The 25,010-nt window shown below is 39.9% G+C and carries 36 protein-coding genes; 8 read left to right on the top strand and 28 right to left on the bottom strand.

The genetic code is table 11. From position 1 onward, the window contains the following. The first annotated feature begins 1 nt into the window (after position 1). The 3 genes from J5F42_RS05270 (at position 2) to J5F42_RS05260 (ending at position 2,108) form a co-directional block, all read left to right on the top strand. The gene (locus J5F42_RS05270; RefSeq protein WP_078287032.1) at positions 2-1,381 is read left to right on the top strand and encodes a phosphomannomutase/phosphoglucomutase; all 1,380 of its coding nucleotides are present in this window, start codon (positions 2-4) and stop codon (positions 1,379-1,381) included. A gap of 176 nt (positions 1,382-1,557) precedes the next feature. Beyond that, positions 1,558-1,842, top strand: a complete 285-nt coding sequence (locus J5F42_RS05265; protein ID WP_078241093.1) for a hypothetical protein — start codon at positions 1,558-1,560, stop codon at positions 1,840-1,842. A gap of 140 nt (positions 1,843-1,982) precedes the next feature. Next, positions 1,983-2,108, top strand: a complete 126-nt coding sequence (locus J5F42_RS05260; protein ID WP_260233061.1) for a hypothetical protein — start codon at positions 1,983-1,985, stop codon at positions 2,106-2,108. Positions 2,109-2,187: 79 nt separating this feature from the next. Here J5F42_RS05260 and trpA read toward each other — a convergent pair whose 3' ends face one another. The 8 genes from trpA to J5F42_RS05220 all read right to left on the bottom strand — a co-directional run bounded on the left by trpA (position 2,188) and on the right by J5F42_RS05220 (position 10,686). After that, entirely contained in the window at positions 2,188-2,976 is a 789-nt protein-coding gene (gene trpA, locus J5F42_RS05255; RefSeq protein WP_078241092.1) for a tryptophan synthase subunit alpha, read from the bottom strand. Between the two features lies 1 nt (position 2,977). After that, entirely contained in the window at positions 2,978-4,153 is a 1,176-nt protein-coding gene (gene trpB / locus J5F42_RS05250) for a tryptophan synthase subunit beta (RefSeq protein ID WP_097699712.1), read from the bottom strand. A gap of 1 nt (position 4,154) precedes the next feature. Continuing rightward, positions 4,155-5,513, bottom strand: coding sequence for a bifunctional indole-3-glycerol-phosphate synthase TrpC/phosphoribosylanthranilate isomerase TrpF (trpCF, locus tag J5F42_RS05245; RefSeq protein ID WP_097699711.1), 1,359 nt, complete (start codon positions 5,511-5,513; stop codon positions 4,155-4,157). Continuing rightward, entirely contained in the window at positions 5,506-6,513 is a 1,008-nt protein-coding gene (gene trpD, locus J5F42_RS05240) for an anthranilate phosphoribosyltransferase (RefSeq protein ID WP_283491190.1), read from the bottom strand. Before trpD ends, trpCF begins: the two co-directional genes overlap by 8 nt. Continuing rightward, positions 6,510-7,094, bottom strand: a complete 585-nt coding sequence (locus J5F42_RS05235) for an aminodeoxychorismate/anthranilate synthase component II (protein WP_097699709.1) — start codon at positions 7,092-7,094, stop codon at positions 6,510-6,512. Before J5F42_RS05235 ends, trpD begins: the two co-directional genes overlap by 4 nt. Then, a complete protein-coding gene (gene trpE / locus J5F42_RS05230; protein ID WP_283491613.1) occupies positions 7,091-8,593 on the bottom strand; it encodes an anthranilate synthase component I in 1,503 nt (500 codons plus the stop codon). Before trpE ends, J5F42_RS05235 begins: the two co-directional genes overlap by 4 nt. A 232-nt stretch (positions 8,594-8,825) precedes the next feature. Then, on the bottom strand, positions 8,826-9,881 hold the full coding sequence (locus tag J5F42_RS05225; RefSeq protein WP_283491189.1) for a glycosyltransferase family 9 protein: 1,056 nt from the start codon (positions 9,879-9,881) through the stop codon (positions 8,826-8,828). A gap of 67 nt (positions 9,882-9,948) precedes the next feature. Then, the gene (locus tag J5F42_RS05220; RefSeq protein ID WP_097699706.1) at positions 9,949-10,686 is read right to left on the bottom strand and encodes a 5'-nucleotidase, lipoprotein e(P4) family; all 738 of its coding nucleotides are present in this window, start codon (positions 10,684-10,686) and stop codon (positions 9,949-9,951) included. Between the two features lie 123 nt (positions 10,687-10,809). Here J5F42_RS05220 and J5F42_RS05215 point away from each other — a divergent pair, with 123 nt between their 5' ends. Next, the gene (locus J5F42_RS05215; protein ID WP_033588096.1) at positions 10,810-11,358 is read left to right on the top strand and encodes a YceI family protein; all 549 of its coding nucleotides are present in this window, start codon (positions 10,810-10,812) and stop codon (positions 11,356-11,358) included. Between the two features lie 63 nt (positions 11,359-11,421). Here the strand turns inward: J5F42_RS05215 and tenA are convergent, their stop codons facing one another. Further along, positions 11,422-12,075, bottom strand: coding sequence for a thiaminase II (gene tenA, locus J5F42_RS05210; RefSeq protein WP_001198291.1), 654 nt, complete (start codon positions 12,073-12,075; stop codon positions 11,422-11,424). Positions 12,076-12,770: 695 nt separating this feature from the next. Here tenA and J5F42_RS05205 point away from each other — a divergent pair. The 4 genes from J5F42_RS05205 to J5F42_RS05190 all read left to right on the top strand — a co-directional run bounded on the left by J5F42_RS05205 (position 12,771) and on the right by J5F42_RS05190 (position 15,080). Then, on the top strand, positions 12,771-13,124 hold the full coding sequence (locus J5F42_RS05205; RefSeq protein ID WP_183004696.1) for a pantothenate kinase: 354 nt from the start codon (positions 12,771-12,773) through the stop codon (positions 13,122-13,124). A 17-nt stretch (positions 13,125-13,141) separates the two neighbouring features. After that, positions 13,142-13,627 carry a hypothetical protein gene (locus J5F42_RS05200; protein ID WP_097699703.1) on the top strand — a complete coding sequence of 162 codons (486 nt, stop codon included), beginning with the start codon at positions 13,142-13,144 and terminating at the stop codon, positions 13,625-13,627. A 188-nt stretch (positions 13,628-13,815) separates the two neighbouring features. Then, entirely contained in the window at positions 13,816-14,478 is a 663-nt protein-coding gene (gene pnuC, locus J5F42_RS05195) for a nicotinamide riboside transporter PnuC (protein WP_097699702.1), read from the top strand. Continuing rightward, complete coding sequence (locus tag J5F42_RS05190; protein WP_077386059.1) at positions 14,466-15,080, top strand: thiamine diphosphokinase; 615 nt, start codon at positions 14,466-14,468, stop codon at positions 15,078-15,080. The genes pnuC and J5F42_RS05190 overlap by 13 nt, the downstream gene beginning before the upstream one ends. A gap of 823 nt (positions 15,081-15,903) precedes the next feature. Here the strand turns inward: J5F42_RS05190 and rplQ are convergent. The 19 genes from rplQ to rpsQ form a co-directional block, all read right to left on the bottom strand. Next, the gene (gene rplQ, locus J5F42_RS05185; RefSeq protein ID WP_097639109.1) at positions 15,904-16,254 is read right to left on the bottom strand and encodes a 50S ribosomal protein L17; all 351 of its coding nucleotides are present in this window, start codon (positions 16,252-16,254) and stop codon (positions 15,904-15,906) included. After that, a complete protein-coding gene (locus J5F42_RS05180) occupies positions 16,254-17,288 on the bottom strand; it encodes a DNA-directed RNA polymerase subunit alpha (RefSeq protein WP_000864525.1) in 1,035 nt (344 codons plus the stop codon). Before J5F42_RS05180 ends, rplQ begins: the two co-directional genes overlap by 1 nt. A gap of 11 nt (positions 17,289-17,299) precedes the next feature. Further along, on the bottom strand, positions 17,300-17,926 hold the full coding sequence (gene rpsD, locus J5F42_RS05175; RefSeq protein WP_000135247.1) for a 30S ribosomal protein S4: 627 nt from the start codon (positions 17,924-17,926) through the stop codon (positions 17,300-17,302). Between the two features lie 9 nt (positions 17,927-17,935). Beyond that, entirely contained in the window at positions 17,936-18,331 is a 396-nt protein-coding gene (gene rpsK / locus J5F42_RS05170) for a 30S ribosomal protein S11 (protein WP_001129296.1), read from the bottom strand. A gap of 22 nt (positions 18,332-18,353) precedes the next feature. Continuing rightward, positions 18,354-18,716, bottom strand: a complete 363-nt coding sequence (rpsM, locus tag J5F42_RS05165; protein ID WP_000090809.1) for a 30S ribosomal protein S13 — start codon at positions 18,714-18,716, stop codon at positions 18,354-18,356. A gap of 3 nt (positions 18,717-18,719) precedes the next feature. After that, complete coding sequence (gene rpmJ / locus J5F42_RS05160; RefSeq protein WP_000868339.1) at positions 18,720-18,833, bottom strand: 50S ribosomal protein L36; 114 nt, start codon at positions 18,831-18,833, stop codon at positions 18,720-18,722. Between the two features lie 78 nt (positions 18,834-18,911). Next, the gene (infA, locus tag J5F42_RS05155; RefSeq protein WP_000090248.1) at positions 18,912-19,130 is read right to left on the bottom strand and encodes a translation initiation factor IF-1; all 219 of its coding nucleotides are present in this window, start codon (positions 19,128-19,130) and stop codon (positions 18,912-18,914) included. Then, positions 19,130-19,891: a type I methionyl aminopeptidase gene (gene map, locus J5F42_RS05150; RefSeq protein ID WP_001018114.1), complete on the bottom strand. Its 762-nt coding sequence runs from the start codon at positions 19,889-19,891 to the stop codon at positions 19,130-19,132. The genes infA and map overlap by 1 nt, the downstream gene beginning before the upstream one ends. Then, positions 19,891-21,153, bottom strand: coding sequence for a preprotein translocase subunit SecY (gene secY / locus J5F42_RS05145; protein ID WP_001030183.1), 1,263 nt, complete (start codon positions 21,151-21,153; stop codon positions 19,891-19,893). Before secY ends, map begins: the two co-directional genes overlap by 1 nt. A 39-nt stretch (positions 21,154-21,192) precedes the next feature. Further along, positions 21,193-21,594 (bottom strand): 50S ribosomal protein L15, encoded by a 402-nt coding sequence (rplO, locus tag J5F42_RS05140; RefSeq protein WP_000522159.1) that lies wholly within the window; start codon positions 21,592-21,594, stop codon positions 21,193-21,195. A 19-nt stretch (positions 21,595-21,613) separates the two neighbouring features. Continuing rightward, positions 21,614-22,057: a 30S ribosomal protein S5 gene (gene rpsE / locus J5F42_RS05135; protein ID WP_001860543.1), complete on the bottom strand. Its 444-nt coding sequence runs from the start codon at positions 22,055-22,057 to the stop codon at positions 21,614-21,616. A 14-nt stretch (positions 22,058-22,071) separates the two neighbouring features. After that, a complete protein-coding gene (gene rplR, locus J5F42_RS05130) occupies positions 22,072-22,428 on the bottom strand; it encodes a 50S ribosomal protein L18 (RefSeq protein ID WP_001092629.1) in 357 nt (118 codons plus the stop codon). A 13-nt stretch (positions 22,429-22,441) separates the two neighbouring features. Then, positions 22,442-22,978, bottom strand: a complete 537-nt coding sequence (gene rplF, locus J5F42_RS05125; protein ID WP_283491188.1) for a 50S ribosomal protein L6 — start codon at positions 22,976-22,978, stop codon at positions 22,442-22,444. 10 nt (positions 22,979-22,988) lie between these two features. Continuing rightward, positions 22,989-23,384: a 30S ribosomal protein S8 gene (gene rpsH, locus J5F42_RS05120; RefSeq protein ID WP_000245805.1), complete on the bottom strand. Its 396-nt coding sequence runs from the start codon at positions 23,382-23,384 to the stop codon at positions 22,989-22,991. A gap of 9 nt (positions 23,385-23,393) precedes the next feature. Then, on the bottom strand, positions 23,394-23,579 hold the full coding sequence (locus tag J5F42_RS05115) for a type Z 30S ribosomal protein S14 (protein ID WP_001085694.1): 186 nt from the start codon (positions 23,577-23,579) through the stop codon (positions 23,394-23,396). A 9-nt stretch (positions 23,580-23,588) separates the two neighbouring features. Further along, on the bottom strand, positions 23,589-24,134 hold the full coding sequence (rplE, locus tag J5F42_RS05110; protein WP_000467365.1) for a 50S ribosomal protein L5: 546 nt from the start codon (positions 24,132-24,134) through the stop codon (positions 23,589-23,591). 12 nt (positions 24,135-24,146) lie between these two features. Further along, positions 24,147-24,368 (bottom strand): 50S ribosomal protein L24, encoded by a 222-nt coding sequence (gene rplX, locus J5F42_RS05105; protein ID WP_000834238.1) that lies wholly within the window; start codon positions 24,366-24,368, stop codon positions 24,147-24,149. After that, positions 24,368-24,736, bottom strand: coding sequence for a 50S ribosomal protein L14 (gene rplN, locus J5F42_RS05100; protein WP_047418363.1), 369 nt, complete (start codon positions 24,734-24,736; stop codon positions 24,368-24,370). Before rplN ends, rplX begins: the two co-directional genes overlap by 1 nt. Before the next feature lie 2 nt (positions 24,737-24,738). Continuing rightward, a complete protein-coding gene (gene rpsQ, locus J5F42_RS05095; protein ID WP_001092746.1) occupies positions 24,739-24,999 on the bottom strand; it encodes a 30S ribosomal protein S17 in 261 nt (86 codons plus the stop codon). Between the last annotated feature and the right edge of the window lie 11 nt (positions 25,000-25,010).

Here is a 25,010-nt window from a genome sequence, read left to right as displayed (position 1 = left end):
CATGGACATTAGCATTTTTAGAGAATACGATATTAGAGGCATTTACCCCACCACTTTAGATGAGAAGAGTGCGTTTAGTATCGGCGTGGAGTTAGGGAAAATCATGCGAGAATGCGATAAAAGCGTGTTTGTAGGGCATGACGCAAGGGTGCATGGGCGTTTTTTGTTTGAAGCTTTGAGCGCGGGGCTGCAATCAAGCGGCTTGAAAGTGTATGATTTAGGGCTAATCCCCACACCGGTAGCGTATTTTGCGGCCTTTAATGAAATCAATGGTATTCAATGCCCTAATTCCATCATGATCACTGGCTCTCACAACCCCAAAGAATACAACGGCTTTAAAATCACGCTCAACCAAAACCCGTTTTATGGCAAGGACATTCAGGCTTTAAAAGACACGCTTTTAAGCGCAAAGCATGAAATAAAACCCCTAAAAGAAACACCAGAGAAAGTCAATGCCCTAGAAGCGTATCAGCGCTATTTGATCAAGGATTTTAAGCATTTGAAAAACCTTAAATACAAAATCGCCCTAGATTTTGGCAATGGCGTGGGAGCGTTAGGATTAGAGCCGATTTTAAAGGCTTTAAACATTGATTTTAGCAGCCTTTATAGCGATCCTGATGGGAATTTCCCTAACCACCACCCAGACCCTAGCGAAGCGAAAAACTTAAAAGATTTAGAAAAACACATGCGAGAAAACGCTATTTTAATAGGCTTTGCTTTTGATGGCGATGCGGATAGGATTGCGATGCTAAGCTCTCATCATATTTATGCGGGCGATGAATTAGCGATTTTATTCGCTAAACGCTTGCATGCTCAAGGCATCACCCCCTTTGTGATAGGCGAAGTCAAATGCTCTCAAGTGATGTATAACACGATCAATACTTTTGGTAAGACGCTCATGTATAAAACCGGGCATAGCAATTTAAAAATCAAGCTCAAAGAAACCCATGCGCATTTTGCGGCTGAAATGAGCGGTCATATCTTTTTTAAAGAACGCTATTTTGGCTATGATGACGCCCTTTATGCATGTTTAAGGGCTTTGGAGTTATTGCTTGAACAAAGTCCAAGCGACTTGGAAAACACCATTAAAAACCTCCCCTATTCCTACACCACGCCTGAAGAAAAAATCGCCGTGAGCGAAGAAGAAAAATTTGAAATCATTCATAACTTACAAGAAGCGCTTAAAAACCCGCCAAGTCATTTCCCTACAATCAAAGAAATCATCAGCATTGATGGCGTGAGGGTGGTTTTTGAACATGGTTTTGGGCTTATTCGCGCAAGCAACACCACCCCCTATTTAGTCAGCCGCTTTGAGGGCAAGGATGAAACAACGGCGTTAGAGTATAAAAGGGCGTTGCTCAATTTATTAGAAAAACTTTAAAATAGAGCTTGGGATAATCTCATTTCTTATCCCTTACTCTTAAAAATATTAGATCAATTAAACAAGTCGCTTTAAAACTACACATAAAATCATAAGATCTCAAATTTTTTGCACTATTTAAGCTAATCCTAAGCTTATTATAATGAAAAGTTTTAAATTAATTGTAAAGGATTTTTATGGGTACAAATAGCAAAAATAAAAACGCTTCTCATCTCACTCACGAAATGAAAAACAAACATGGAGATCTTGCAAAAGCAAGTGAAAAAGCTGAAATGCAACCAATCTTGGAAGCACTATGCTATGTGGCTAAAGAAGAATCTGAAGGATATAAAAAAGCAGCTGAAGGATATAAACAGGTGCTTGAAGCAAAAGAAAAGGCAGATAAAATCTTAAATACTTTGAAAGCAATCAGCCATGACAATAACATAATAGACATAGAACCCGAAGACGAAAAGGACTGAGTAATCAATAGTTCTTTTTAAAAGCATTATAAAAAGCTTATGGCTTGGTATGTATGAAACCTTTTTTATTATCAAAATACCTGCGATTTTAGCCGCTATCAACCACACTATAAGGTTACTTTTATATTATTGTTAGGCTTATGGCAGTATTTCCTACGCTAACGCCTGACTACGCTACACATTTGGTGAATGGTATGCCTAGAATCGGAAAGCCCAATACAACAAGAACAGTGCCTTTCATAGATTTAGAAAAATACACCCAATAATAACGCGCATGCAATAAAACCTGATGATGATTGTTAATCTATAATCTTTAATTTTTTGACGTAACAAAGCCTAAAAGCCTTAAAAGATCATTTCTCCTATAAACCCTTTAATTTTTTCTAGCATGGCGTCTTCATTGTTTAAATTTTCTTCTATGATTTTGACTAACGCTGATCCGCAAATCACGCCATCAGCGCCCATGCCTTTAGCGTTTGTGATGTGTTCTTTTTGAGAAATGCCAAAGCCTAGTAATGTGGGGGTAGGGCTAAAGGTTTTTAAGGTTTTAATAATAGCACTCGCGTCATTTTCTAAAGTATGGCTCGCCCCTGTAACCCCACTCCTGGCTAAAGTGTAGATATAGCCTTGCGAATGCGTAGCGGCTTGTTCTAAATCTTTAACGCTCGCATTAGGGCTGGCGATAAAGATTTGTTTAATGTGGTGCTTTTGAGCGGATTTTAGGACTAATTCTTTTTCTATTAGGGGCATGTCCGCTATTAAAACGCTATCCACGCCGCATTCTTTGATTTGAGCGTAAAAACCATCAACGCCGTAAGAAAAAATGAGATTCGCATACGCTAAAAGCCCTATGGGAATATCATCGTTATAGCCTCTAATCTTTTTTAAAAGCTGGAAATTTTTAGCCATGCTAGCGTGTTTTAACGCTCTTAAATGGCTCGCTTGTATGGTAACGCCATCCGCTACAGGATCTGAAAAAGCAAACCCCAATTCTAAAGCGCTCACCCCGCTAGTCATTAGGGTTTTAACGATTTCAAAACTCAATTCATAGTTAGGATCGCCCAAGGTTACAAACGGGATAAACGCCATTTTGTCTTGTTTTTTTAAGGTTTCAAACATGTTTTGATACCTCATTTTAAACCTCCTTTAAAGCGTTATAAACGGTGCTTAAATCCTTATCCCCTCGACCGCTTAAATTCACTACAATAATGCTTTCTTCTTCGCATTTTTGAGCGAGTTTTAAGGCATACGCTAAAGCGTGTGAGCTTTCTAGCGCCGGGATAATGCCTTCTTTTTGGCACAACAACCTGAAGGCTTCTAGCGCTTCAGCATCGCTTGCGCTTTCATAAACTGCACGCTTACTCTCTTTTAAATAGCTGTGTTCTGGCCCCACCCCTGGATAATCAAGCCCGGCGCTAATGCTATGGCTTTCTGTAATCTGACCTTCATCATCTTGTAAAAGATAGGTTTTATTCCCATGCAAAATCCCCACACGCCCCTTATTCAAAGTCGCCCCATGTTTATTGGTTTCTAGCCCTAAACCCGCCGGCTCTACGCCTATGAGTTTCACTTCTTTGTCGTTTAAAAACGCGCTGAATATCCCTATAGCGTTAGACCCCCCTCCAACGCATGCGATCACGTAATCAGGCAAGCGGTTTTCTTTTTCTAAAATCTGGCTTTTAACCTCATCGCCTATCATTTTTTGAAAGGTTTTAACCATTGTGGGGTAAGGGTGCGGCCCCGCGGCTGTGCCTAGCAAATAATGCGTGTCCTTATAGCTGCTCGCCCAATCTCTTAAGGCCTCATTCACGGCGTCTTTAAGCGTCGCGCTCCCTGAATTGACTTCTCTCACTTCAGCCCCTAATAAGCGCATTCTAAAAACATTCATTTCCTGGCGCTTGATGTCTTTTTCTCCCATAAAAATCACGCATTTTAAGTCCAATAACGCACAAGCGATAGCCGTCGCCACGCCATGCTGACCGGCGCCTGTTTCAGCAATGATCCTTGTCTTCCCCATTTTTTTCGCTAAAAGAGCTTGCCCTAAGGCTTGATTAGTCTTGTGCGCCCCGCCATGGATTAAATCTTCTCGTTTTAGATAAAGCTTGACTTTAGGATTAGAAACGATATTTTGACACAAGGTTAAAGGGCTAGGACGGCCCACAAAATCTTTTAAAAGATGGAAATATTCTTTTTGGAATTTTTCATCTTTCAAACACGCATCAAACGCCTGTTCTAACTCTCTTAATGCAGGCACTAACAATTCTGAAACAAAACTCCCTCCAAACTCCCCAAAATACGCTTTTTGATTCATTTTAATACTCTCTTAAAATTCGGGCTAATCGCTTGATTTTATCCTTATTTTTAATCCCAGGGCTTATTTCTAAACCGGAATTGAAATCCAAACCCAACGCTTTAATTTTCAAGGCGTTTTGAATATTATCCAAATTAAGCCCACCAGCTAACATGAAAGGCGTTTTGACATTTTCTAAAATACCCCAATCAAAACTCACGCCATTGCCTCCCATTTTATCCCCCTTAGTGTCGTATAAGATTAGAGAGGCCTCTTTAGCTTTAGGCACTAAATCTTTAGAATCCGCCACACTCACTACTTGCCAGATCGCGCAAGTTTTAGGGAGCACTTTTTTTAATTGAGCGATTTTTTTAGGCGAATAGCCATAAAGCTGCACCGCTTTTAAATCAAGCTTTTTAGCGATTTTTTGAATTTTTTTAATCCCGTCTTTCACAAACACGCCCACAAAATCCAATTTTTTAACCGCTTTTGTGATTTTTAGGGCTTTTTTAGGCTTGATGTATCTGGGCGAAGATTTTTCAAAAATCAAACCCCCATAAATAAAATGGTTTTTATAAACGGCTTTAGCGTCTTTAATCCTTGTAAGCCCGCACACTTTATTTTCGCCTAAAATCAATTTAATGCATGCTTTTTTCAAATCCTTTTCTTTCATTAAAGAGCTGCCCACTAAAAAGCCATTCACATAAGGGGCTAGGGCTTTGATTTGCGCATGCGAATAAATACCGGACTCACTCACCACGAGCGCGTCTTTAGGCAAGAGAGAGTGCAATTTGAGCGTGTTGTTAATGTCGGTTGTCAGGGTGTGCAAATCCCTGTTATTGATGCCTATAATGTCGTATTGGAGTTTGAGCAAGCGTTTGATTTCTTGCTTATTGGAAACTTCAGTTAACACGCTCATGTTTAAGGATTTGGCGAGATTGAAAAGCTCTAAATAATTTTTATCATCTAATACGCTTAACATTAAAAGCACCGCATTAGCCCCCATCATTCTAGCGAGTTTGATCTGAAAAGCATCAATGATAAAATCTTTACACAAAATGGGCTTAGTGGAATGCTGCGAAACGATCTTAATGTTTTCATAAGAGCCTAAAAAATATTTAGAATCAGCTAAAACTGAAATACAAGAGGCAAATTTTTCATAAGTCTTGGTTATTTCCAACAGATCAAAATCTTTTCTTATTAAACCTTTAGAGGGCGATGCTTTTTTACATTCTAAAATAAAGCTTGTCTTTTTTTCTAGTAACGCTTTTTTAAAATCCCTATCGCTTGGGGTTATGTTTACCGGTAAAGCGTGATTTTTTTTGAGATCAGAGACTTCTAAGAGCTTGTCTTTAAGGATGTTTTCTAACACGCTAGGCATGGCTTAGCCTTATGATTTTTTGCAAATGCGCATAAGGCGCTTTGGTTTTTAAATGCTCTAAAGTCATGCCCACGCCCTCTTTTAAATCTTTAGCCCTATGGCTCAAATACAACAAACTCGTCACATTCGCCACAACCACCATCGTATGCGAATCTTTGCCTTTATTTTCTAAAATATCTAAACACGCTTGAACGCTTTCTTTTGCGTTTTCAATCTGTAATTCTTTCAAATCATAGGGGGGTAAATCAAAATCTTTAGCGCTCAAGTCATACTCTAAAATTTCATTATTTTTCAATTCACATGCATGCGTAATGTCATGCAACACGATTTCATCTGTCCCCCCTCCATTAACCACCATCGCCCTTTTAACGCCTAAAGCCTTTAACGCTAGCGCCATGGTCTTACACAAGGATTTGTCATACACGCCTAAAAGCTGGATTTTGGGCCTTAAGGGGTTGATTAAAGGCCCTAAGCAATTAAAAATCGTTTTAGTGAAAAGCTCTTTTCTTAAAGGGGCGGATTTTTTAAAACTTTGATGGTATAAGGGCGCGAATAAAAACCCAAAATGCGTTTGTTTGAAGCAATTCTCTAACTGCGTGGGATTCATTTCAATATTCACGCCTAAATTTTCCAACAAATCCGCGCTCCCGCTATGACTGGAAACGCTCCTTGATCCGTGTTTGGCCATAGATAATCCCATAGAGCTGGCAATGAGTGCAGCAATCGTGCTGATGTTAATCGTTTTTAGCCCATCGCCCCCTGTGCCGCAATTGTCTATTAAATCCAAGCCGCTGTTAAAAGGCTTAGGGGCATGCTCTAAAAGCGTGGTTGCAGCGACGCTAATCTCCTTAAAGCTCTCGCCCTTGATTTTTAAAGCGCATAAAATGGCCCCAAGTTGCGCTGGGCTTACTTTTTCGTGGATAATAAGGGTGAATAACTTTTTGACTTCTTCATCGTTCAAGTCTTTTTGATGATAAAGAGCGTTTAAAATCTCTTTCATAATAACCCTTCTAAAAACCCCACGCTTTGCTCTAACAACGCCCTCCCCTGTAAAGTCATGATGCTTTCAGGGTGGAATTGATAGGCTAAGATTTTATCTTCTTCATTGACAATAGCCATAGGGATATTGTCATGTTCGGCGATCACTTCTAAATTTTTAGGCAACCCGCTCGCCATTAAAGAATGGTAACGCCCCACCACCATGCTTTCCCCTAAACCTTTAAAAACGGCATGCTTTTTGAGCGCGATAGTGGTCGCTTTGCCATGCACGATTTCTTTGCTCCTTATGATTTTAGCCCCATAGCTTTGCGCTAAAGCCTGTAAGCCTAAACAAACCCCTAAAATAGGGAATTTCTTTTTAGCCATTGCAATGATTTCTAAAAGATTGCCTGAACTGCTAGGATTACCTGGCCCGGGTGAAATGAACAATAAAGGCGTTTTTGATTCTTCATTCATTAAACCCATAAGATAACTCGGATCAATATCGTTTTGATAGACAGCCACTTCATAACCCAAACACTCTAATTCATACACCAAATTATAAGAGAAAGAATCAAAATTATCTATAAAAAAGATTTTCATAAGCTTGTTTTCCTGATCGCATCAATAAGGGCTTGCGCTTTGGCTCTTGTTTCATTCGCTTCGTTTTGCGGCACGCTGTCTAACACGATACCGGCTCCTGCTTGGATCAGCGCCCTATTGTTTTTAACAAAACATGAACGGATAGTGATGCAAGAATCCATAGAACCCTCGCTGTTTAAATACCCCACGCTCCCCCCATAAGAGCCTCTCCTTTGCTTTTCTAATTGGTAAATGAGCCTGATCGCAGAGATTTTAGGCGCACCGCTAAGCGTGCCGGCGTTCATAAAGCTCCTGTAAGCATGCAAACTATCGCACCCTTTTTTCAATTCCCCCACAACCCTTGAGACTAAATGCATGACATTGGAATATTTATCCACCTTTAAAAGCTTGTCGCAATAGCGTTTTTTTGAAACCCTGGCCATGTCGTTTCTGGCTAAATCCACTAGCATGATGTGTTCAGCCCTTTCTTTATAGTCGTGTTGCAAATCAAATTCCATTTTACTATCTAAATCGTAATCAATATTCCCTTGCTTGTCTTTGCCCCTTAAACGAGTGCCAGCAATGGGATAAATCTCAGCCGTATTCGTTAAGGCGTTGTATTTTAAAGCGCTCTCAGGGCTTGCCCCAAAAAGGATAAAATCGCTGTCTTTGATATAAAACATATAGGGGCTAGGATTAGAGAGTTTTAAATGATAATACGCGCTCAAACCCTCCAAGCACTCCATATAAAAGCTGCGCGACAACACCGCTTGAAAGATCTCGCCCTTTTTGATTTCTTCTTGTAAGGATAGCACCTTTTTTTCAAACTCGCTATCATCGCAATTAACGCTAACTTCCGTGCTTTGCTTGGATTTTTTAGGGACAAAGTCGCTTTTGATGTTTTTAGCCAACTCTTTTAAATCCTGTAATTCTTGGGCTATCTCTGTTTTAAAGCGTTCATCAAAACACGCCCCCAAAATTTCAGCGCTTTTTTCTTTATGGTCTATGATGATCAAATTTTGCGCGACATAAAAGATAAAGTCATGCACGGTGTTGTCTTGCGCTTTTAAGTGGGGTAAATCTTCAAAAAAATTGAGCATTTCAAAAGAAAAAACACCCGCGCTTAAAAGCGTAAAGGGATGCTTGGGTTTTGTTTTAACGCTTTTAAAAAGCCCCCTTAAAGCGTCAAAGGGGCTAGGCTCAAAGAGTTTTAAAAACTCATCTTGCGTTTTTTTATTTTTGGTGTAGGTTAAGGTTAGGGCATTGTCTTGTATAGGCGTTTTAAAAAACGCGCTCAATTTTTGCAAAAACGCCCCACCATTAGGTGTCAGGCTAGTGATGGTTACGATATTGTGGTTGCAAATTAGCTTCAAACAGGCTTTAGCCATTAATAGGGATTTGGTGTGCGCTTTGCTCTCAATCTCAGCGCTTTCAAAAAGCAAGGTGTGCTCGCGCTCTAATTTTTCATAAAGAGCTAGGGGATAGGGAATGTAAGGGGCTTTTTCTATGAGACTGATCATTAATTTCTTTATATTAAAAATAAACTCGTATTCTACAAGAAATAGATAAATGGGCAATAAATTAATAGCCTTATAGAGTCTGCAAGGGCTAATCTAACTTAAACTCAAATTGGATTTTTCAAGGTTCAATTTATGAGGAAATTAGAAATTTTAATTAGGAATGCGAAAAACCACTTTAATCAGATTCAACTTTTGAGCGTTGTTAAGGTTGCTTGTGTGGTGCTTGTTGCCGTTATCTTTCTTGTGTGCAAGAAAGATTGGGTGCGATAAATTCAATAATATTCTCGCTTTCTTTTTTGATGTCAATCAAACCCATATCGTTTGAGCCATTAGGCGGGGTGATGCCTAAAAAACGCTCATTAAAAGGCCGCCATCTGACAATAGAAGCGCTGAGTTCGTTAGGATAAAACCCGATAGATTGGTTGTCAAACAAAGCGTTCACATGCAAAGGGCCTGAAGCGTTCCCGATATAGACGCTTAAATTCGCGCACAATTTGGCTAAATCCACTAAACTATGGCTCGTATCATAGAGGCGAGCGAAGGGGACTTTTTTAAGGAGTTCTTCTGTGGCTTTCCTCTCGCCTGGCCCGCAAATAAGAATGATCTCACAACTCAAATTCTTGTGTAAAAAATCAATCAGCTCAATGAAATGCGAAGCAGGCAATACGGGCGAACTGCCTCCGCTATGCATATGCACGCCAATCCACAATAGATCAACATTAGCGTTGAGTTTTGAAGCGATGATGGATCGCTCTTTGGATTTGTCTTTAAGCTTCCATGCGATTTTTTTAATTGAAGCGTTAGGGAGATTGTGATCTTTACAAAACGCATGGATTAAGTCCAAATTGTATTCGTATTCGGTTTTTAAACACAGCGATCGGCTTTGACGCACGCTCTTTTGATAAAACCAAGAATAGATTTTGGTCTTTGGGGCTAGGATATAAGGAATAAATTTTCTCAAACTAAAAGCGAGTCTGGCGTTTTTAAAATTAGAAAATAAAAAGATAAGAGCGTCAATGGATTTGCGTTTGAGAGTGGCGCTCAAATGGTTGTCTTCTATAATGACTTCATCAATGAAAGGGAATTCTAAAGCGATTGGGGTGGTATAGCTAGGCACAACCACGCCCAAATACACTTCCTTGCCTTTTTCTAAAAAAGCTTGCTTTAGAGCGATTAAAGCGGGTATGGCTAAAATAAAATCGCCTAACTTGTCGTTACGGATCACAAAAACTTTTTGAGAGTTTTCTTTATCTTTGCATTTTAAATCTTCAAACCCTACAAAATCCATGACTCCGCCTAAGAGATCAAATTTTTTGTCATGTTAGCAAAAATCGTTCTTATGCGATGGATAAATTTTATTTTTTATTCTGCCATGCTTTTATAGGCTCATCTTCCCATGTGCCATAGAGAGAATTAGGTAAAATGATCCATTCTGTGCCGAATTTTTGAGCGTTTTGCAAGACTTTGGCTTGTTGTTCTTGGCTGTTTTTAGCGTCTTTAGCAAAAAGTGCATCAAAATCATGCAAAGTGTCGCCCACCTGTAAAACAATCGCATAATCCTTATCGACTAATTCTCGCCTAACGGCTTTAGGCTTGCCTTTTTCTTTCAATAAAACGGATTCTTCACTCACTTGGGGGAGTTTAAAACTTTTGAGCGTTTTTAAAGTGAATGCCTTATTTTTTTGCGTGCGGTTAGAAATGTAAAAAATCTTAACGCCCTTAGAATTAGCGTATTCTAAAAAGTCTAGCGCTCCAGGAATGAGCGTAAGAGAGCCTTCTTTTTCAAATTTATCCCAAGTTTCTGGGGTGTATTTAATGCAATTTTTGACTAAATAGCCCGCATAATCAAAAGTGTTTAAAACGGTTTCATCTAAATCCAAGATGACGGCTGGCTTTTTGTCTTTAACGAGTTTGAGATTATTGTCTAGTGCCATTTTCGCCATTTTGTAACTTTGCAATTGCAAGGCTCTGATCTCAGCGCTTTGCTGATGATACTTAACGCTTCTTGTTAGGGGCGAAACGCATTCTTTGGCATTTAAAACACTCATCAAACTCAATCCTAATAAAACTGATGCAAGGGTCTTTTTTATCATAACAACACCTACCTAATGGGGATTTTTTGTATTATACCTTAAAACAGATGATTAGGAGTATTTTACCATTAACCAATTTGTTGTATAGTTGGCGTTTTTAATTCAAAATGAAGTGAGGAAACAATGAAAAAAGCGTTAATGTTCACCCTTTTGGGCGTTAGTTTGGCGTTTGCAAAACCTTATACGATTGATAAGGCAAACTCTAGTGTGTGGTTTGAGGTCAAGCACTTCAAATTCAATGAAACAAGAGGCGTGTTTGATAGTTTTGATGGCAAAATTGATGCCGATCCTAATACCAAGGCTCTCAATGTTTTTGAAGGCAAAATTGATATTAAAAGCATTAACACTAGGAACAAAAAAAGAGATGACCACCTAAAAACAGCAGAGTTTTTTGATGTCATGAAATACCCCAAAGGGAGCTTTAAAATGACAAAATACGAAGATGGTAAAATCCATGGGGATTTGACCCTTCATGGCGTAACCAAGCCTGTCGTGTTAGAAGCCAAAATCCAAGCCCCCTTACAAAACCCCATGAATAAAAAAGAATTCATGGTGCTACAAGCTGAAGGTAAAATCAACCGCAAGGATTTTGGTATCGGTAAAACCTTTAGCGATGCTGTCGTTGGAGATGAGGTAAAGATTGAGCTCAAACTAGAAGCTTACGCTCAATAATCGTTTTGCAAGAGATAGATATTTTCTTCTCTTGCGTTTTTCTAACAGGACAAAAACTTTTATTCAACTTTGATACGCCATATCCCAAAACTGGTATTCGTATTCGCTTGTAGCGATAAAAATCTCCTTTAATTTTTCAATTTCTTGTTTTGAAGAAGCGAGAGTGAGGGAATCAAGCAAATTAATATTCCAATTTACGCACGCTTGAAATTCTTTGGAACTATAGCCCTTAATCCAATGCCCATAAAAGGCATGTTCTAAAGCGTTGGGGATTTGGCTTAAATTTTGCGCGATCACTAAATAGCTCCAACCACAGGATAGAACAGCCACCGTAACTTCTTTAATAGAGCCCTTAAACCCTTCAGCGAGCATGTAGCTTGTATAGGATTTATTCGCTAGAGTGGGGCGCGCGTTTTGCAATTCTTTTGGAGTGATTTGAAGTTCTCTAATATAATGGTTATGGATACTCATTTCATTATTCAAAATGTCTTGTATAGCGTTAGAAAACTCCCTCATCACCGCTTCATCATAAGCCTTAATTACGCCTAGAGCAAACACCTTAGCGTATTCTAAAAGAAACAAATAATCTTGAATGATATAAAAACGAAATTTATCCCTTTCTAAAGTCCCACGCCCTATGCCTTGAACGAACGGATGGGAAATGCAATCCCCCCAAATAGATTGCGCGTTTTGATACAGATATTGTGAAACTTGCATTTTTACACTCCTAAAATCAATTCAATACGCATTCTAACACGAAAGCCCGTAACATGGTATAAAAATTTGTTGTTAAAAGATTTGTGAGTGGACTCTTGCTTTCAAAAATTGAACGCTGTATTAAAATATCTGTGATTTTGAATAGCGATTAATGATATTATAAGGCTTGTATTGGTTGTTTAAGATTGGCTATCCTTTGCAATCACAAAAGGTTAATTCCATCTCGCTCTGTAGGTTTTGATTTTTAGAAGTTTTTATTATGGGAACTTGTAGTATGGCACTTACAAGATAGGAGTCAATCTTAGATGCATGGTTTCAAACCTATTACAGAGCGAGATGGAATTAGCCTTACTATTTATGATTGGTTTAATCTCTGTATGAAGTCACATCGGCCAAAACTCAAAATAGTTTAGCATAAAAATAAAAAAGCGTCTAATATATTCAAAATAGGCGTTCAATTTTTAAGCGGTTGGTGTAAAAACGCAATTAAAGGCTTTAATGCTTGAAACTTGGCATTCCAAAGCGCTTAAAAATGCTAAAAACCAATGATTTACTTTAATCCTGTAATTTGTGAATAAACAAAACACTTATTGAGCTTTTTGTGATCTTTTGCTGATCTGTAACAATGCTTTTAATAGGGTTGTGGTATAAATATTCTTATCAAGGTGTGTCAAACATGCTTTGAATCTCAATTGATGAAAGGATTTGTTATGAGTGGATTAAGAACATTTAGTTGTGTAGTGGTTTTATGCGGTGCAATGGCTAATGTAGCTATAGCTAGTCCTAAAATAGAGGCAAGGGGTGAATTAGGCAGATTTTGGGGGGGAGCTGTTGGTGGTGCAATTGGGGGTGGTGTTGGTGGTGCAGTGGGGGGAGCTGTTGGTGGTCCTGCGGTTGGTTGGGCTGGCAGATTAGTTGGTGGTTCTGTGGGGAGAGAGTTTGGCAGAGAAATAGGCGATAGGGTAGAAGATTACATCCGTGGCGTTGATAGAGAGCCACAAGCCCCAAGAGAACCCACCTATGATCGTCATTTCGTGTATGATAGGTAGTTTTGGGGGAGAAGAGCATGAATATCAAAAATCGTTTGAGCGATTGGGAATATCAATGGGCAGTGGCTCTAGTCTATACGATATGTATCTCCATAAACGCTAGGATTTTTTATGACATAGATGGTTCAGCTAGCGATTCGATTTTTGACCCTAAAAATAGCTATTATATGTGGCTAGTGGGTCTAATAGCGGCTTTGTTGTCTAACCTTTTGTTTGACCCACGAGGTAGGGATTGTTATAAATCTTTCCAAGTAAGATACCCTAGGTTTCTCAAAGCCATTTTTAAGGCTAGGTTTTTTGGCGCGTTTTATAACGCTGTGTTAGGATCAAGACTAAGGGATTTTTATGTGATGCTTTTAACGATGCCCTTTATTGCTGCTATCCATGAGATCTCGGCGTATTGTGGGCATCCTAGCAACTTCCTTATAGAGGGTTTGGTTATGCTTGGCTTTCTTGTGTGTTTTGGGATTTGTTCTAGGCTTTGCACTAAATTAGGGTGGTGATTTAACCCAAATGGCATTAATATGGAGGGGGGGAGTAAAAAATTAAAGAAACTTTAAAGCGCGTTCTCACTGATTTGTGTTACAATAAGGAGCATTTAAGGGGTGCTTTTTAAAAACGCTCAAGTTTTTAAAAGGCTGAGATCAAACCCGTAGAACTTGTCAAGGTAATTCTTGCGTAAGGAAATAGCATGTTAATAACCACCCAACTACCCAAACGATTTTACGCCACACTCATTCTTTCTTGCGTGTTTTTAACCATCACTAATATCCTTGTCAAAGGCTCGTTTATCAATCTTTTAGCAGGGCTTAGCGGGGTTTTGTATGCGTTTTTTGCCGGAGAAAGGCAAACGATTTGCTTTGTGTTTGGTCTTGTTTATAATTTGAGTTACGCTTATGTCGCTTATCAGTGGAAATTAAACGCTGATGTGATTTTATGCCTTTTTTTGTATATGCCAGTAACGATTTATGGGCTGTTCGCATGGAAAAAGACAGAGCAGCATGAGGGCGTTATTAAGGCTCAAAAACTTCCCAAAAATTGGCGTTTTGCGCTCGTTTTAGGCATAGGGGTTTTAACTTATGTGAGCGCTTTGTTTTTTAAAGAGATTAAAACGAATTTTTTATGGGCAGAGAGTTTTAATTTCGTCATCTTTATTATTGCTTTTATTTTGCAGGTTTTGCGTTATATGGAGAGTTATGTTTTAATGACTTTGGGGAATATCGTGTCCATTATCGTGTGGTTTTGTATTTTCCAAATTTCTACAGAGAGCTTGGTGCAATTCTTCACAACGATCCTATACCTTTTTATTGGCTTGTATTATTTTAACCGGTGGAACCAGTCATGCAAGCAGTGATTTTAGCGAATGGGGAGTTTCCTAAATCTAAAAAATGCTTAGACCTTTTAAAAAACGCTCCCTTTTTAATCGCATGCGATGGGGCTGTTACCTCATTACATGCGCTTCAATTCAAACCCAGCGTTGTTATAGGCGATCTAGATAGCATTGATTCGCATTTGAAAGCTTTGTATAACCCTATACGCGTGAGCGAACAAAACAGCAACGATTTATCCAAAGCCTTTTTTTATGCCTTGAATAAAGGCTTTGATGATTTTATTTTTTTAGGGTTGAATGGCAAGCGAGAAGATCACGCTTTAGCGAACACTTTTTTATTGTTGGAGTATTTTAAATTTTGCCAAAAAATCCAAGCCATAAGCGATTATGGTCTTTTTAGGGTGTTAGAAACCCCTTTCACTTTACCTAGTTTTAAAGGGGAACAAATCTCACTTTTTAGCTTGGATTTTAAAGCCCAATTCACTTCTAAAAACCTCAAATACCCCTTAAAAAACTTGCGTTTAAAAACGCTCTTTTCTGGCTCGCTCAATGAAGCTACAGATAGTTTTTTTAGCCTTAGCTCTACACCTAAATCGGTAGTGTTGGTGTATCAAAAATTCTTATAAGCGGGTTTTGTTAGGCAAGTTTTTGTCTGTATATTGTGTCAAGTTAAGAAGCGTTTGAGTTAGCAAGTATAGAAAGATTGATTTAGTTTCGCTTTGTGTGGAAAAGGCGGTCGGATTTTGCGTTTCCATTATGCATTGTGTGGCGGACACAATAATAGGAGTTCATATTTTTTCAACAAAACCACTACAAAGCGAACAAATCAACCCATCACTCATATCGGCTAAAATCCAAAGCAGTTTAGCATAAACGAATAGCCAATATCTAGCGTGTCTCAAAATACGCTTGAATCCATCTGGCTCAATCTCCAGCAGTTGGATTTCTTAAAATCATCAAACCAAATTAGAAGCCTTAATAAAAATGCAAGAAATACCGCTCAAGTAAAGACAGAAAAATCTATTTGAACGATGAAGTTTAGGCGATTCAAGAATACAACAGGGTCATTAAAGGGTGGGATAAAAGCCAGTGTGAGTTTTGAGTTTATTTTGATTTTTTAAACAATTACACAAATTCTGACCATATTTTTTCACACAAAAAGCTTCCACTTTTGAAGCAAGTTCTGTGAACAATTCTTTACCAAATTCCATTTTTTTCTCCAAATTTAAAAATTAAAATTGGGGTTTTAGTTACTTTATTTTTGCCGTTTTGAGATTATCGCTTAACTAAGCTCTTTTATATTTTGATTACAGAAAATGCTTTTTAGATTTTTTAAATTTCATGATCAATAAAACAAAGTCAAAGCTTTTGAGTGCTTCTTTTAAAAGGATAAAATCAAAGCGATAACCACCAACCAAGACTAAATCTTGGCTAGCAGTTCATCAAATTTCATACAAATTCAATGGTGGCTAGAGTGGAAGCGTCCCCTCTTCTAAAAGTGGTGCGTTGGATTCTGGTGTATCCGCCATTCCTTTGCGCGTATTTGGGCGCGATTTCAGTTACAAGCTTGTGGGTGGCTTCTTTGTTTTGCAAATATGCAAAAACATGGCGGTGTGCATTAAAATCGCCCACACGAGCCGCTGTCGTTAATTTCTCAATGTAACTGCGCAATTCCTTAGCCTTATAAATCCCTGTTTCAATTTTGTTATGCTCAATCAAAGCGACCGCTAAATTCTTTAATAACGCCTTTCTGTGCGAGCTGGTTCTCCCAAGCTTGCGGTATCCGTGTTTGTGTCTCATCAGTCGTTACCTCCTTTATCTTCTAATTTTTCTAATCTTTTCTTTAAACTCTCTCTTTGTTCATGGCTTAATTCTGTGCCTACCGGATAGCCCAAATCATTCAATTTTTCAGCGATTTCATCATAGGATTTTTTACCCATGTTTTTCACGCCCTTAAGCTCTTCTTCGCTCATCAAAACCAATTCACCCACATACTTGATGCCGATTTTATCCAAGCAATTAAAACACCTAGCGCTCAAATTCATGCTTTCAATTTTAGCGCTCAAGTCTTTAGCGTCATCTCTTTGAGCGTAATCGCCTGAATACTCCGTGTTAGCAATGGGTCTTTCACCAAAAACGCCTAGTTGCTTGCTCATCACTTTCACCGCTGATAAAAACGCTTTATAAGGGTCAATCTGCCCGTCTGTTTCAATATCAAAAATGATTTTTTCATAGTTGGGATCGCCCTCAACCAAAACATTTTCAATCTCATAAACGACCTTTTTAATCGGCGTGAAAGAGCCGTCTAGTGGCATGTAGCCCTCAGGCATCAATTCCCTTGTGTTTTCGCTTGGGACATACCCCATTCCTTTATAGATAATGAGCGAAAAATTCAATTGAGCGTCTTCGTTGATTGTGGCTAGAGGCATTTCCGGATTGACGATTTCTATATGCTCAGAATTCAAATCCCTAGCCCTAAGCTCCATAGGCCCTTTAAAAGAATAATCCACCACAACCGATTGGTTTTCTAAAGAGCTATCCTGCCCCACCAACGCCTTGGCTATAAAGCGGATATTCTTTAAATTCATGATAAAAAGCGACACATCTTCAGTAACCCCCCTTAATGAGTCAAACTCATGATGCACACCTTCAATCTTTAAACCTACAGGAGCATACCCCACAGAGCTTAAAAGCAAGAGTCTTCTAATAGGATGAGCGAGCGTAACAGCGTAACCAAACTCAAATGGAGCCAGAGAAATCTTAACCCGATTGCCCTCTTTCTCTAGCACCTTAATTTCTGATGGGATCAAAGGTGCTGTTTTGATAACTTTCATGCTCTAACCCCTTACTTAGAATACAATTCTACAATGAGTCTTTCTTCAATAGGGACAACCACTTCTTCTCTTTCGGGGTAGCGGGTGAAGATGCCGTATTTTTTATCTTTTTCCACATCAATCCATGGCACAATCCCTGTTTGAGCTGTCAATTCCATCGCGCGCACCACTTGAGGGTTGCTCTTGGTTTTTTCTTTGATCTCAATTTTTTGCCCTGAACGCACGAAATAAGAGGGAATATCCAAACGCTTACCATCCACAAGCACATGCCCATGCGTTACCAATTGCCTAGCAGAGCTTCTAGTGGTCGCAAACCCCATGCGATAAACGACATTATCCAATCTTCTTTCAATCAAGCGGATAAGGTTTTCACCCGTATTGCCGTCCAAGCGATTGGCTTCCACAAAAATACTCCTGAATTGCTTTTCAGAAATGCCATACATCATTTTAGCTTTTTGCTTTTCTTTCAACTGCAACCCGTAATCAGAAGTCTTAGCACGCCTTTGCCCATGCTGACCTGGCCCATAAGCCCTCTTATCTAGCGCGCTCTTCCCGCTCAATCGCCTTTCACCTTTTAAAGCTAAAGAAACCCCAAAACGCCTTTCTAGTCTTTCTACTGCACCTCTATATCTTGCCATAAAGCCTCCTTACACTCTTCTTCTTTTAGGGGGTCTGCAACCATTATGAGGGAGCGGGGTGATGTCTTTAATCCAAAGCACTTTAACGCCATCTGTCGCGCCCACGCTCTTAATGGCGGTCTCACGCCCACTACCTGGCCCTTGAACCTTAATGCCCACTTCTTTAACGCCATGCTCTTTAGCCTTGCTTAGAGCGCTTTCTACAGCTTGTTGGGCCGCATAAGGGGTGGATTTTTTAGAGCCTTTAAACCCTAAACCGCCCGCCGTGCTCCAGCAAATCACATTACCCATTTCATCAGTGATAGTGATGTTGGTGTTGTTAAAGGTCGCTGAAATATAAACAACCCCTCTAGCAATATTCTTTTTGACTACTTTCTTTTTAGCCACTACATTTCTCTTAGCCATTAAATCATCATCTCCTTATCCGCTACTTGCTACCCACGGTTTTTTTCTTACCCTTACGAGTCCTAGCGTTATTTTTAGTGGTTTGGCCTCTTACAGGAAGACCCTTACGATGCCTGATCCCACGATAATTCCCTAAGTCCATTAAAGATTTAATATCCATTTGAACTTTTTTACGCAAATCGCCCTCTACTAGGTAGCTTTGTTGGATTTTTTTAGCGATGCTAGACACTTCATCTTCGCTCAATTCATGCACACGCTTGTCAAAAGAAATGCCCACCGCTTCTAAAATCTCTCTAGAACTCTTAAGCCCAATCCCATAAATATAGGTAAGGGCATACTCTACTCTCTTCTTTTTTGGTAAATCCACACCAGCAATCCTTGCCATGCTTTATCCTTGTCTTTGTTTGTGTTTAGGGGTAGCGCAGATCACTCTAATAACGCCCCTTCTTTTAATAATTTTGCACTTATCGCACATCTTTTTCACTGATGGCCTGACTTTCATGATTTTTCTCCTTTGAAAAAATTAGGCACTATTAAAAACTTTTATGCTAACATATTTTCATTGAAATAACCCTTAAATTCATTTATATCTAAAAGTTATCCGACCCTTGTCTAAACTATAGGGCGTAAGCTCTAGCTTGACCCTATCGCCTAAAGCAATCCTAATATAGTGCATGCGCATCTTTCCAGAAATACGGCACAACACCACATGCTTATTGTCTAACTCCACCTTAAAAGTGGCGTTAGGCAACGCCTCAATCACTTTCCCATCCACTTCTATAACATCATCTCTTGCCATTAACGCTCCGTAAGAATCACTGCTTTATTGCCAACTATGGCGATAGTATGCTCATGGTGGCTTGTGTTAAGCCCATCCACTGAAACCACGCTCCACTTATCCGCTAGTATTTTAGGCTCGCCCTGTTTTTGACACACCATAGGCTCTAAGCAAAATACCATGCCCTCCTTGATTTTAGGGCCGCTATTAGCTTTGACGCCTTTTTCTAGGTAGTTGGGGATTTCTGGCTCTTCATGGGGTTTTTTACCAATGCCATGCCCGCAAAATCCCTTCAAAGGCACAAAGCCTCTTTCTGTAATAGCGCCCTCTAAAATCTGACTCAATTCTTTAAAATGCATGCCCACTCTAATTGAACTAATGGCATGCATCAAGCTCTCTTTAGAGCAAGCGAGCAATTTTTCATCTTGCTGGCTTATCGCGCCTATGGGGAGAGTGATTGCCGAATCGCCATAATAGCCATCCACCTCCACCCCCAAATCCAAGCCTATAATATCCCCTTCTTGTAAAACATAATCCGTAGGAATGCCATGAATGACCACCTCATTTAAGGACATGCACACAGAGTTAGGGAATCCATAGAGCCCCTTAAAAGCAGGCCTAGCATGAGAGGATTTGATAAAATCTTCAGCCATTTTATCCAGCTCTAAAAGTGAAACCCCAGGCCTTACTTCTCGCTCTAAAAGGGCTAACGCTTGTGCGGTTAATTCCCCGGCTTTTCTTAGGGCTTTGATTTCTTTTGGGCTTTTAATAGAGATTGCCATTAAAAGCCTACCGCGCTTAAAGTTTTATACTTGCTCATATAAATTTGCGCTTCAATCTTTTTCATGGTATCAATAGCGACCTGAACCACAATCAGCACCGCTGTGCCTCCAAAGTAAAAAGGCACGCCCATAGCCTTAACCAAAATCCAAGGCACGGTAGAAATGAGCGCTAAATACAATGAACCCCACAAAGTGAGCTTACTCGCTACAGAATTTAAAAACGATGAAGTCCCCTCTCCAGGCCTAAGCCCTGGAATATACCCACCATTACGCCTCAAATTATCCGCAATATCCTTAGAATTGAACACAATAGAAGAATAAAAGTAAGCAAAAAAGATAATGAGTAGGAACATCAAAATATTATACGCATACCCTTGCGGACTTAAAAAATCCGCAATCGCTTGCAAGGTTTTGTTGCTTGTGGCTTGCTGCAAAATCGTAGAAGGGAACACGAGCAGAGCTGAAGCGAAAATAGGGGGGATCACCCCGCTTAAATTCAACTTGATGGGAATGTAATTCATGATGCGCTTGTTTTGGTTTTGCATCACCACTTTACGCGCATAAGAAATAGGGATCCTGCGCTCGGCTAATTCCACATAGATAATCGCAAAAATAGTCGCTAAAACAATCAGCACAATACCAATGAGCATTAAGATATTAATAACGCCCGTATTGACCAAATTGAATGTGCCTGAAATAGCTGATGGGATCCCTGAAACAATCCCGGCAAAAATAATAAGGCTAATCCCATTCCCCACGCCCCTTTGTGTGATTTGCTCCCCTATCCACATGAGCAGCATCGTCCCTGTAAGCATTGAAAACGCCGAAACGATCATAAAGACTTGCATATCAATCATGATCGCCCCATTGGCTCCTCCACTAATGCTCCTTAAGCCTACTGAAACGCTCACCGCTTGGATTAGGGTGATTAAAATGGTCAAATAGCGCACGATTTGCATGTATTTTTGCATGCCGTCTCGCTCTTTTTTCATTTTAGCCAGGTTAGGGAAAGTCGCGCTCAAAAGCTCCATGATGATTGAAGAAGTGATATAGGGCATGATACCCAAAGAGATGATGCTCAAGCGAGAAACCGCATTCCCGCTAAACATGTTAAACAACCCCAAAGCGTTGTTGGAATTGCTGTCAAAAAAAGCCTTGATCGCTGCTAAATCTACGCCAGGAATGGGGATATAAGCTAAGACTCTGTAGAGAAATAAAAAACCCAAAGTGATGAGTATCTTACTAGCAATGGCTTTATTCATAACTTATTCCTCTTAAATCAAGCTGATACAATAGGGGCATTATTTCTGCCCGCTTGTTTTGATTCTCTCATCTTTAATTTTAGAAGCCAAGTTTTTAGCGTCTTTACCGATCAATTTCACGCCTTCAATATAAAGAGGGAAATGGTGTAAAGCGCGCAAGCTTAAAAAAGTGATTTCTTCTAAATCCTTAATCGCTTCATTCTTTTCCACATTGATAGAATAGATATGAGAATCTTTAGTCCTAAAACCTATTTTAGGCAAACGGCGTTGTAAGGGTTGTTGCCCTCCTTCAAAGCCTCTTTTAGCCTTATAGCCTGTCCTTGCGGTTTGGCCTTTACCGCCTCTTGTAGCGGTTTTTCCCATGCCGCTTCCTTGACCACGGCCCACTCGTTTGATTTTCTTAACGCTACCTTTAGCCGGTTTTAAATTTTCTAATCCCATTATCATATCTCCTTTTTAACTACGCCTTGATTTTCGCTAAAGCGTCAAAAGTCGCGCGCACCACATTATAGGGGTTATTAGAGCCTAAAGATTTGGTTAGAATATCCTTAATGCCTGCTAATTCCACGATAGGGCGCGTTGAACCCCCAGCAATCACCCCCGTTCCCTCACTTGCCGGTTTGAGTAAAATACGGCTTGCGTTGTATTTATGCTCAATGTCATGAGCGATAGTCGTGCCTTTAATCGTTACATGGATTAGGTTTTTAAACGCATCGTCTACCGCCTTTTTAATCGCATCAGGGACTTCTTTAGCCTTGCCCAAACCAAAGCCCACAAGCCCATTTTTATTGCCCACAACCACTAAAGCGTTAAAACGAAACCGCCTACCGCCCTTAACCACTTTGGTTACACGGCCAATATTCACAACGACTTCTTGAAACTCTTCTCTGTTAATCTCTTCCATACCTTTCCTTTCTGTCATAGAGCGATCCCGTTCTCTCTCAAGCTTTCAGCAAACGCTGCCACCACGCCATGATAGAGGTAACCATTCCTGTCATAAACCGCTCGCTCAATCCCTGCTTTTTTCAATTCTTCAGCAAAGAGAGCACCTAATTTTTTAGCGTCTTCTTGCGTATTTTTAAAGCCCATTTTCCTGCCATCAATATGCGTTATAGTGCTTTGTTTAGTATCATCAATCGCTTGCGCATAAAAATAGCGATTGGAACGAAAAACGCTCACCCTAGGTCTTAATGCATCGCCCAAGAGCTTGCTTTTGATTCTTAATTTCCTGCGATCCCTTAAGGCTTTCTTTTTATACAATGCTTTTGTGTTCATCACTCCACCTTATTTATTTTTTAGCCGTTTTACCAGCTTTTCTAATAATGACTTCATTGCTGTATTTCACACCCTTGCCTTTGTATGGCTCTGGGGGTCTGAAGCTCCTGATTTCAGCAGCGACTTGCCCTACTTGTTGCTTATCGCTCCCTTTGATTGTGATCGTGTTTTTTTCCACCACCATTTCAATCCCTGCTGGAATGGGGTATTTCACCGGGTGGCTAAAACCCAAGCTCAAATCCAAAGTTTTATTGCCCAAAGCCACCTTATAGCCCACGCCATTGACTTCTAAAGTCTTACTGAAACCGGCGCTTAAGCCTATTACAATGTTATTCGCTAAAGCCCCATAAGTCCCCCAATAAGCCCTAGACTGCGCGTCTTCGCCCACAGGCTGGAAGCTCAATTGGTTGTTTTCAAGCGTGATTTTCACGCGGTTGTGAGTTTCTAACTCATGCTTTTCTTTGCTGTTTTTAAAAAGAAGCTTGCTCCCTTCCACGCTCGCTTGCACAGAGCTTGGAACTTCAATGATTCTTTTCCCAATTCTTGACATTTTCAATCCTTTACCAAATGCTGCAAAGCACTTCGCCACCGACATTTTGTCTGTAAGCTTCTTCGTTGGTGATCACCCCTTTAGAAGTGCTTACCACAATCACGCCATAGCCATTTTTAAAGCGCTTCAACTCGTTTTTTTGCTTATACACACGACGACCAGGCTTGCTTAAGCGCTTCACTTCGCTGATTTTTGAATGCCCTTTTTCATCATAAGCCAATTGCACATAAACCGATTGTTTCTTGTCTTTATCTTTGACATTGAAATCTTTAATGAAACCTTTTTCTTTAAAAATCTCTAAAATAGAAACCACGATCTTTGCGTAATAAAGCTGTGTGAATTCTAAGCGGCGCATAGAAGCGTTTCTCAAACGAGTTAATGAATCTGCAATTATATCATTTACCATATCTTATCCTTACCAACTGGCTTTTCTCAAGCCTGGGATGAGTCCCTCACTGCCCATTTTTCTTAGGCACACCCTACAAAGTCCAAAATCCCTATAAACCGAATGAGGTCTCCCACAAATGCGGCATCTGGTATAAGCCCTTACTTGAAATTTTGGTTTCCTTTGAGCCTTTGCGATCATTGATTTTTTAGCCATATTAACCCCTTATCTCACTTTTGCAAAAGGCAATCCAAGCAATTCTAACAACTTGAACGCTTCTTTATCGTTGTCCGTAGAAGTTACCATAGTGATGTTCATGCCATGACTGACCATAATATCATCATAAACCACTTCCGGGAAAATCAATTGCTCATTGATCCCAAAGGTGTAATTCCCGCGCCCATCAAACCCATTCCGTGAAATCCCTCTAAAGTCTTTCACTCTGGGTAACGAAATCACAATCAGCTTTTCTAAGAAATTATACATGCGTTTATTCCTTAAGGTAACTTTCGCCCCTACCGCCATGCCTTCTCTGATCTTAAAGCCTGCAACGGATTTCTTCGCTTTAGTGATCACGGCTTTTTGCCCTGCAATCAAAGAAATCGTTTGCGCAATATTTTGCATGATTTTCATGTCTTTTGCATGAGCCCCAGCGCCCACGCTGATAACGATTTTTTCTAGCTTGGGCAAAAGCATGGGGTTTTTGATGTCTAATTCTTGAGCGAGTTTTGCCCTCACTTCATTTTGATAAAATTGTTTCAAACCAAACATGTATCCAACTCCTTAGGCTTTCTTCACATTGGAAATGTGCATGGGCTTTTCTTTATGGATAAAGCCCCCTTTAGGGTTATCATCAGTAGGTTTAATCGCTTTTTTCACCACTTTACACCCTTCAACAACCACTTGAGAAGTCTTAGGCAACACCGCTAAAACCTTAGCGACCTTACCCTTATCGTCTCCTGCAATGACTTTCACCATGTCATTTTTTTTGATTTCGCTTTTCATTATACAACCTCCGGCGCTAGAGAAATAATTTTCATGAAATTAGCGTAACGCACTTCTCGGCTCACGGGCCCAAAAATCCTTGTGCCAACCGGATCTTTTTTAGCGTCCAAAATCACTGCTGCATTGTCATCAAAACGCACCAAAGAACCATTTTTCCTTTGGATTTCTTTTTTCGTTCTCACCACAACGGCTTTGATTACTTGACCGCGCTTCACCTTACCATTAGGGATAGCTTTTTTCACGGAAGCCACGATCACGCTACCCACGCTCGCATAGCGTTTGTGGCTGCCTCCTAACACCTTAATGCACATGATTTCTTTCGCACCGCTATTGTCAGCGACATTCAATCTCGTAAAACTCTGTATCATGCTTATACTCCCACTACTAAAATTTCTTTAAGCGTGAAAGACTTGGTTTTAGAAAGCGGTCTGCACTCAATCGCACTCACAAAATCCCCTACTTTCACCTGATTGTTTTCATCATGGATGGTGTATTTTTTGAACTTTTTAACAATCTTGCGGTATTTTTCATGCACCACTTTTCTTTCCACAAGAATCACAGCGCTTTTTTCAGCAAACTTGCTGATAACCTTGCCTTGCACCAGCCTTTTATGCGGCTCTTTTGTATTCATTGCTTACCCTT

It is taken from the genome of Helicobacter pylori, assembly GCF_030062585.1.
Lineage (GTDB): Bacteria > Campylobacterota > Campylobacteria > Campylobacterales > Helicobacteraceae > Helicobacter > Helicobacter pylori_CN.
The sequence above is the reverse complement of the archived record's forward strand: the minus strand, read 5'-3'. Positions and strand labels throughout refer to the sequence as shown.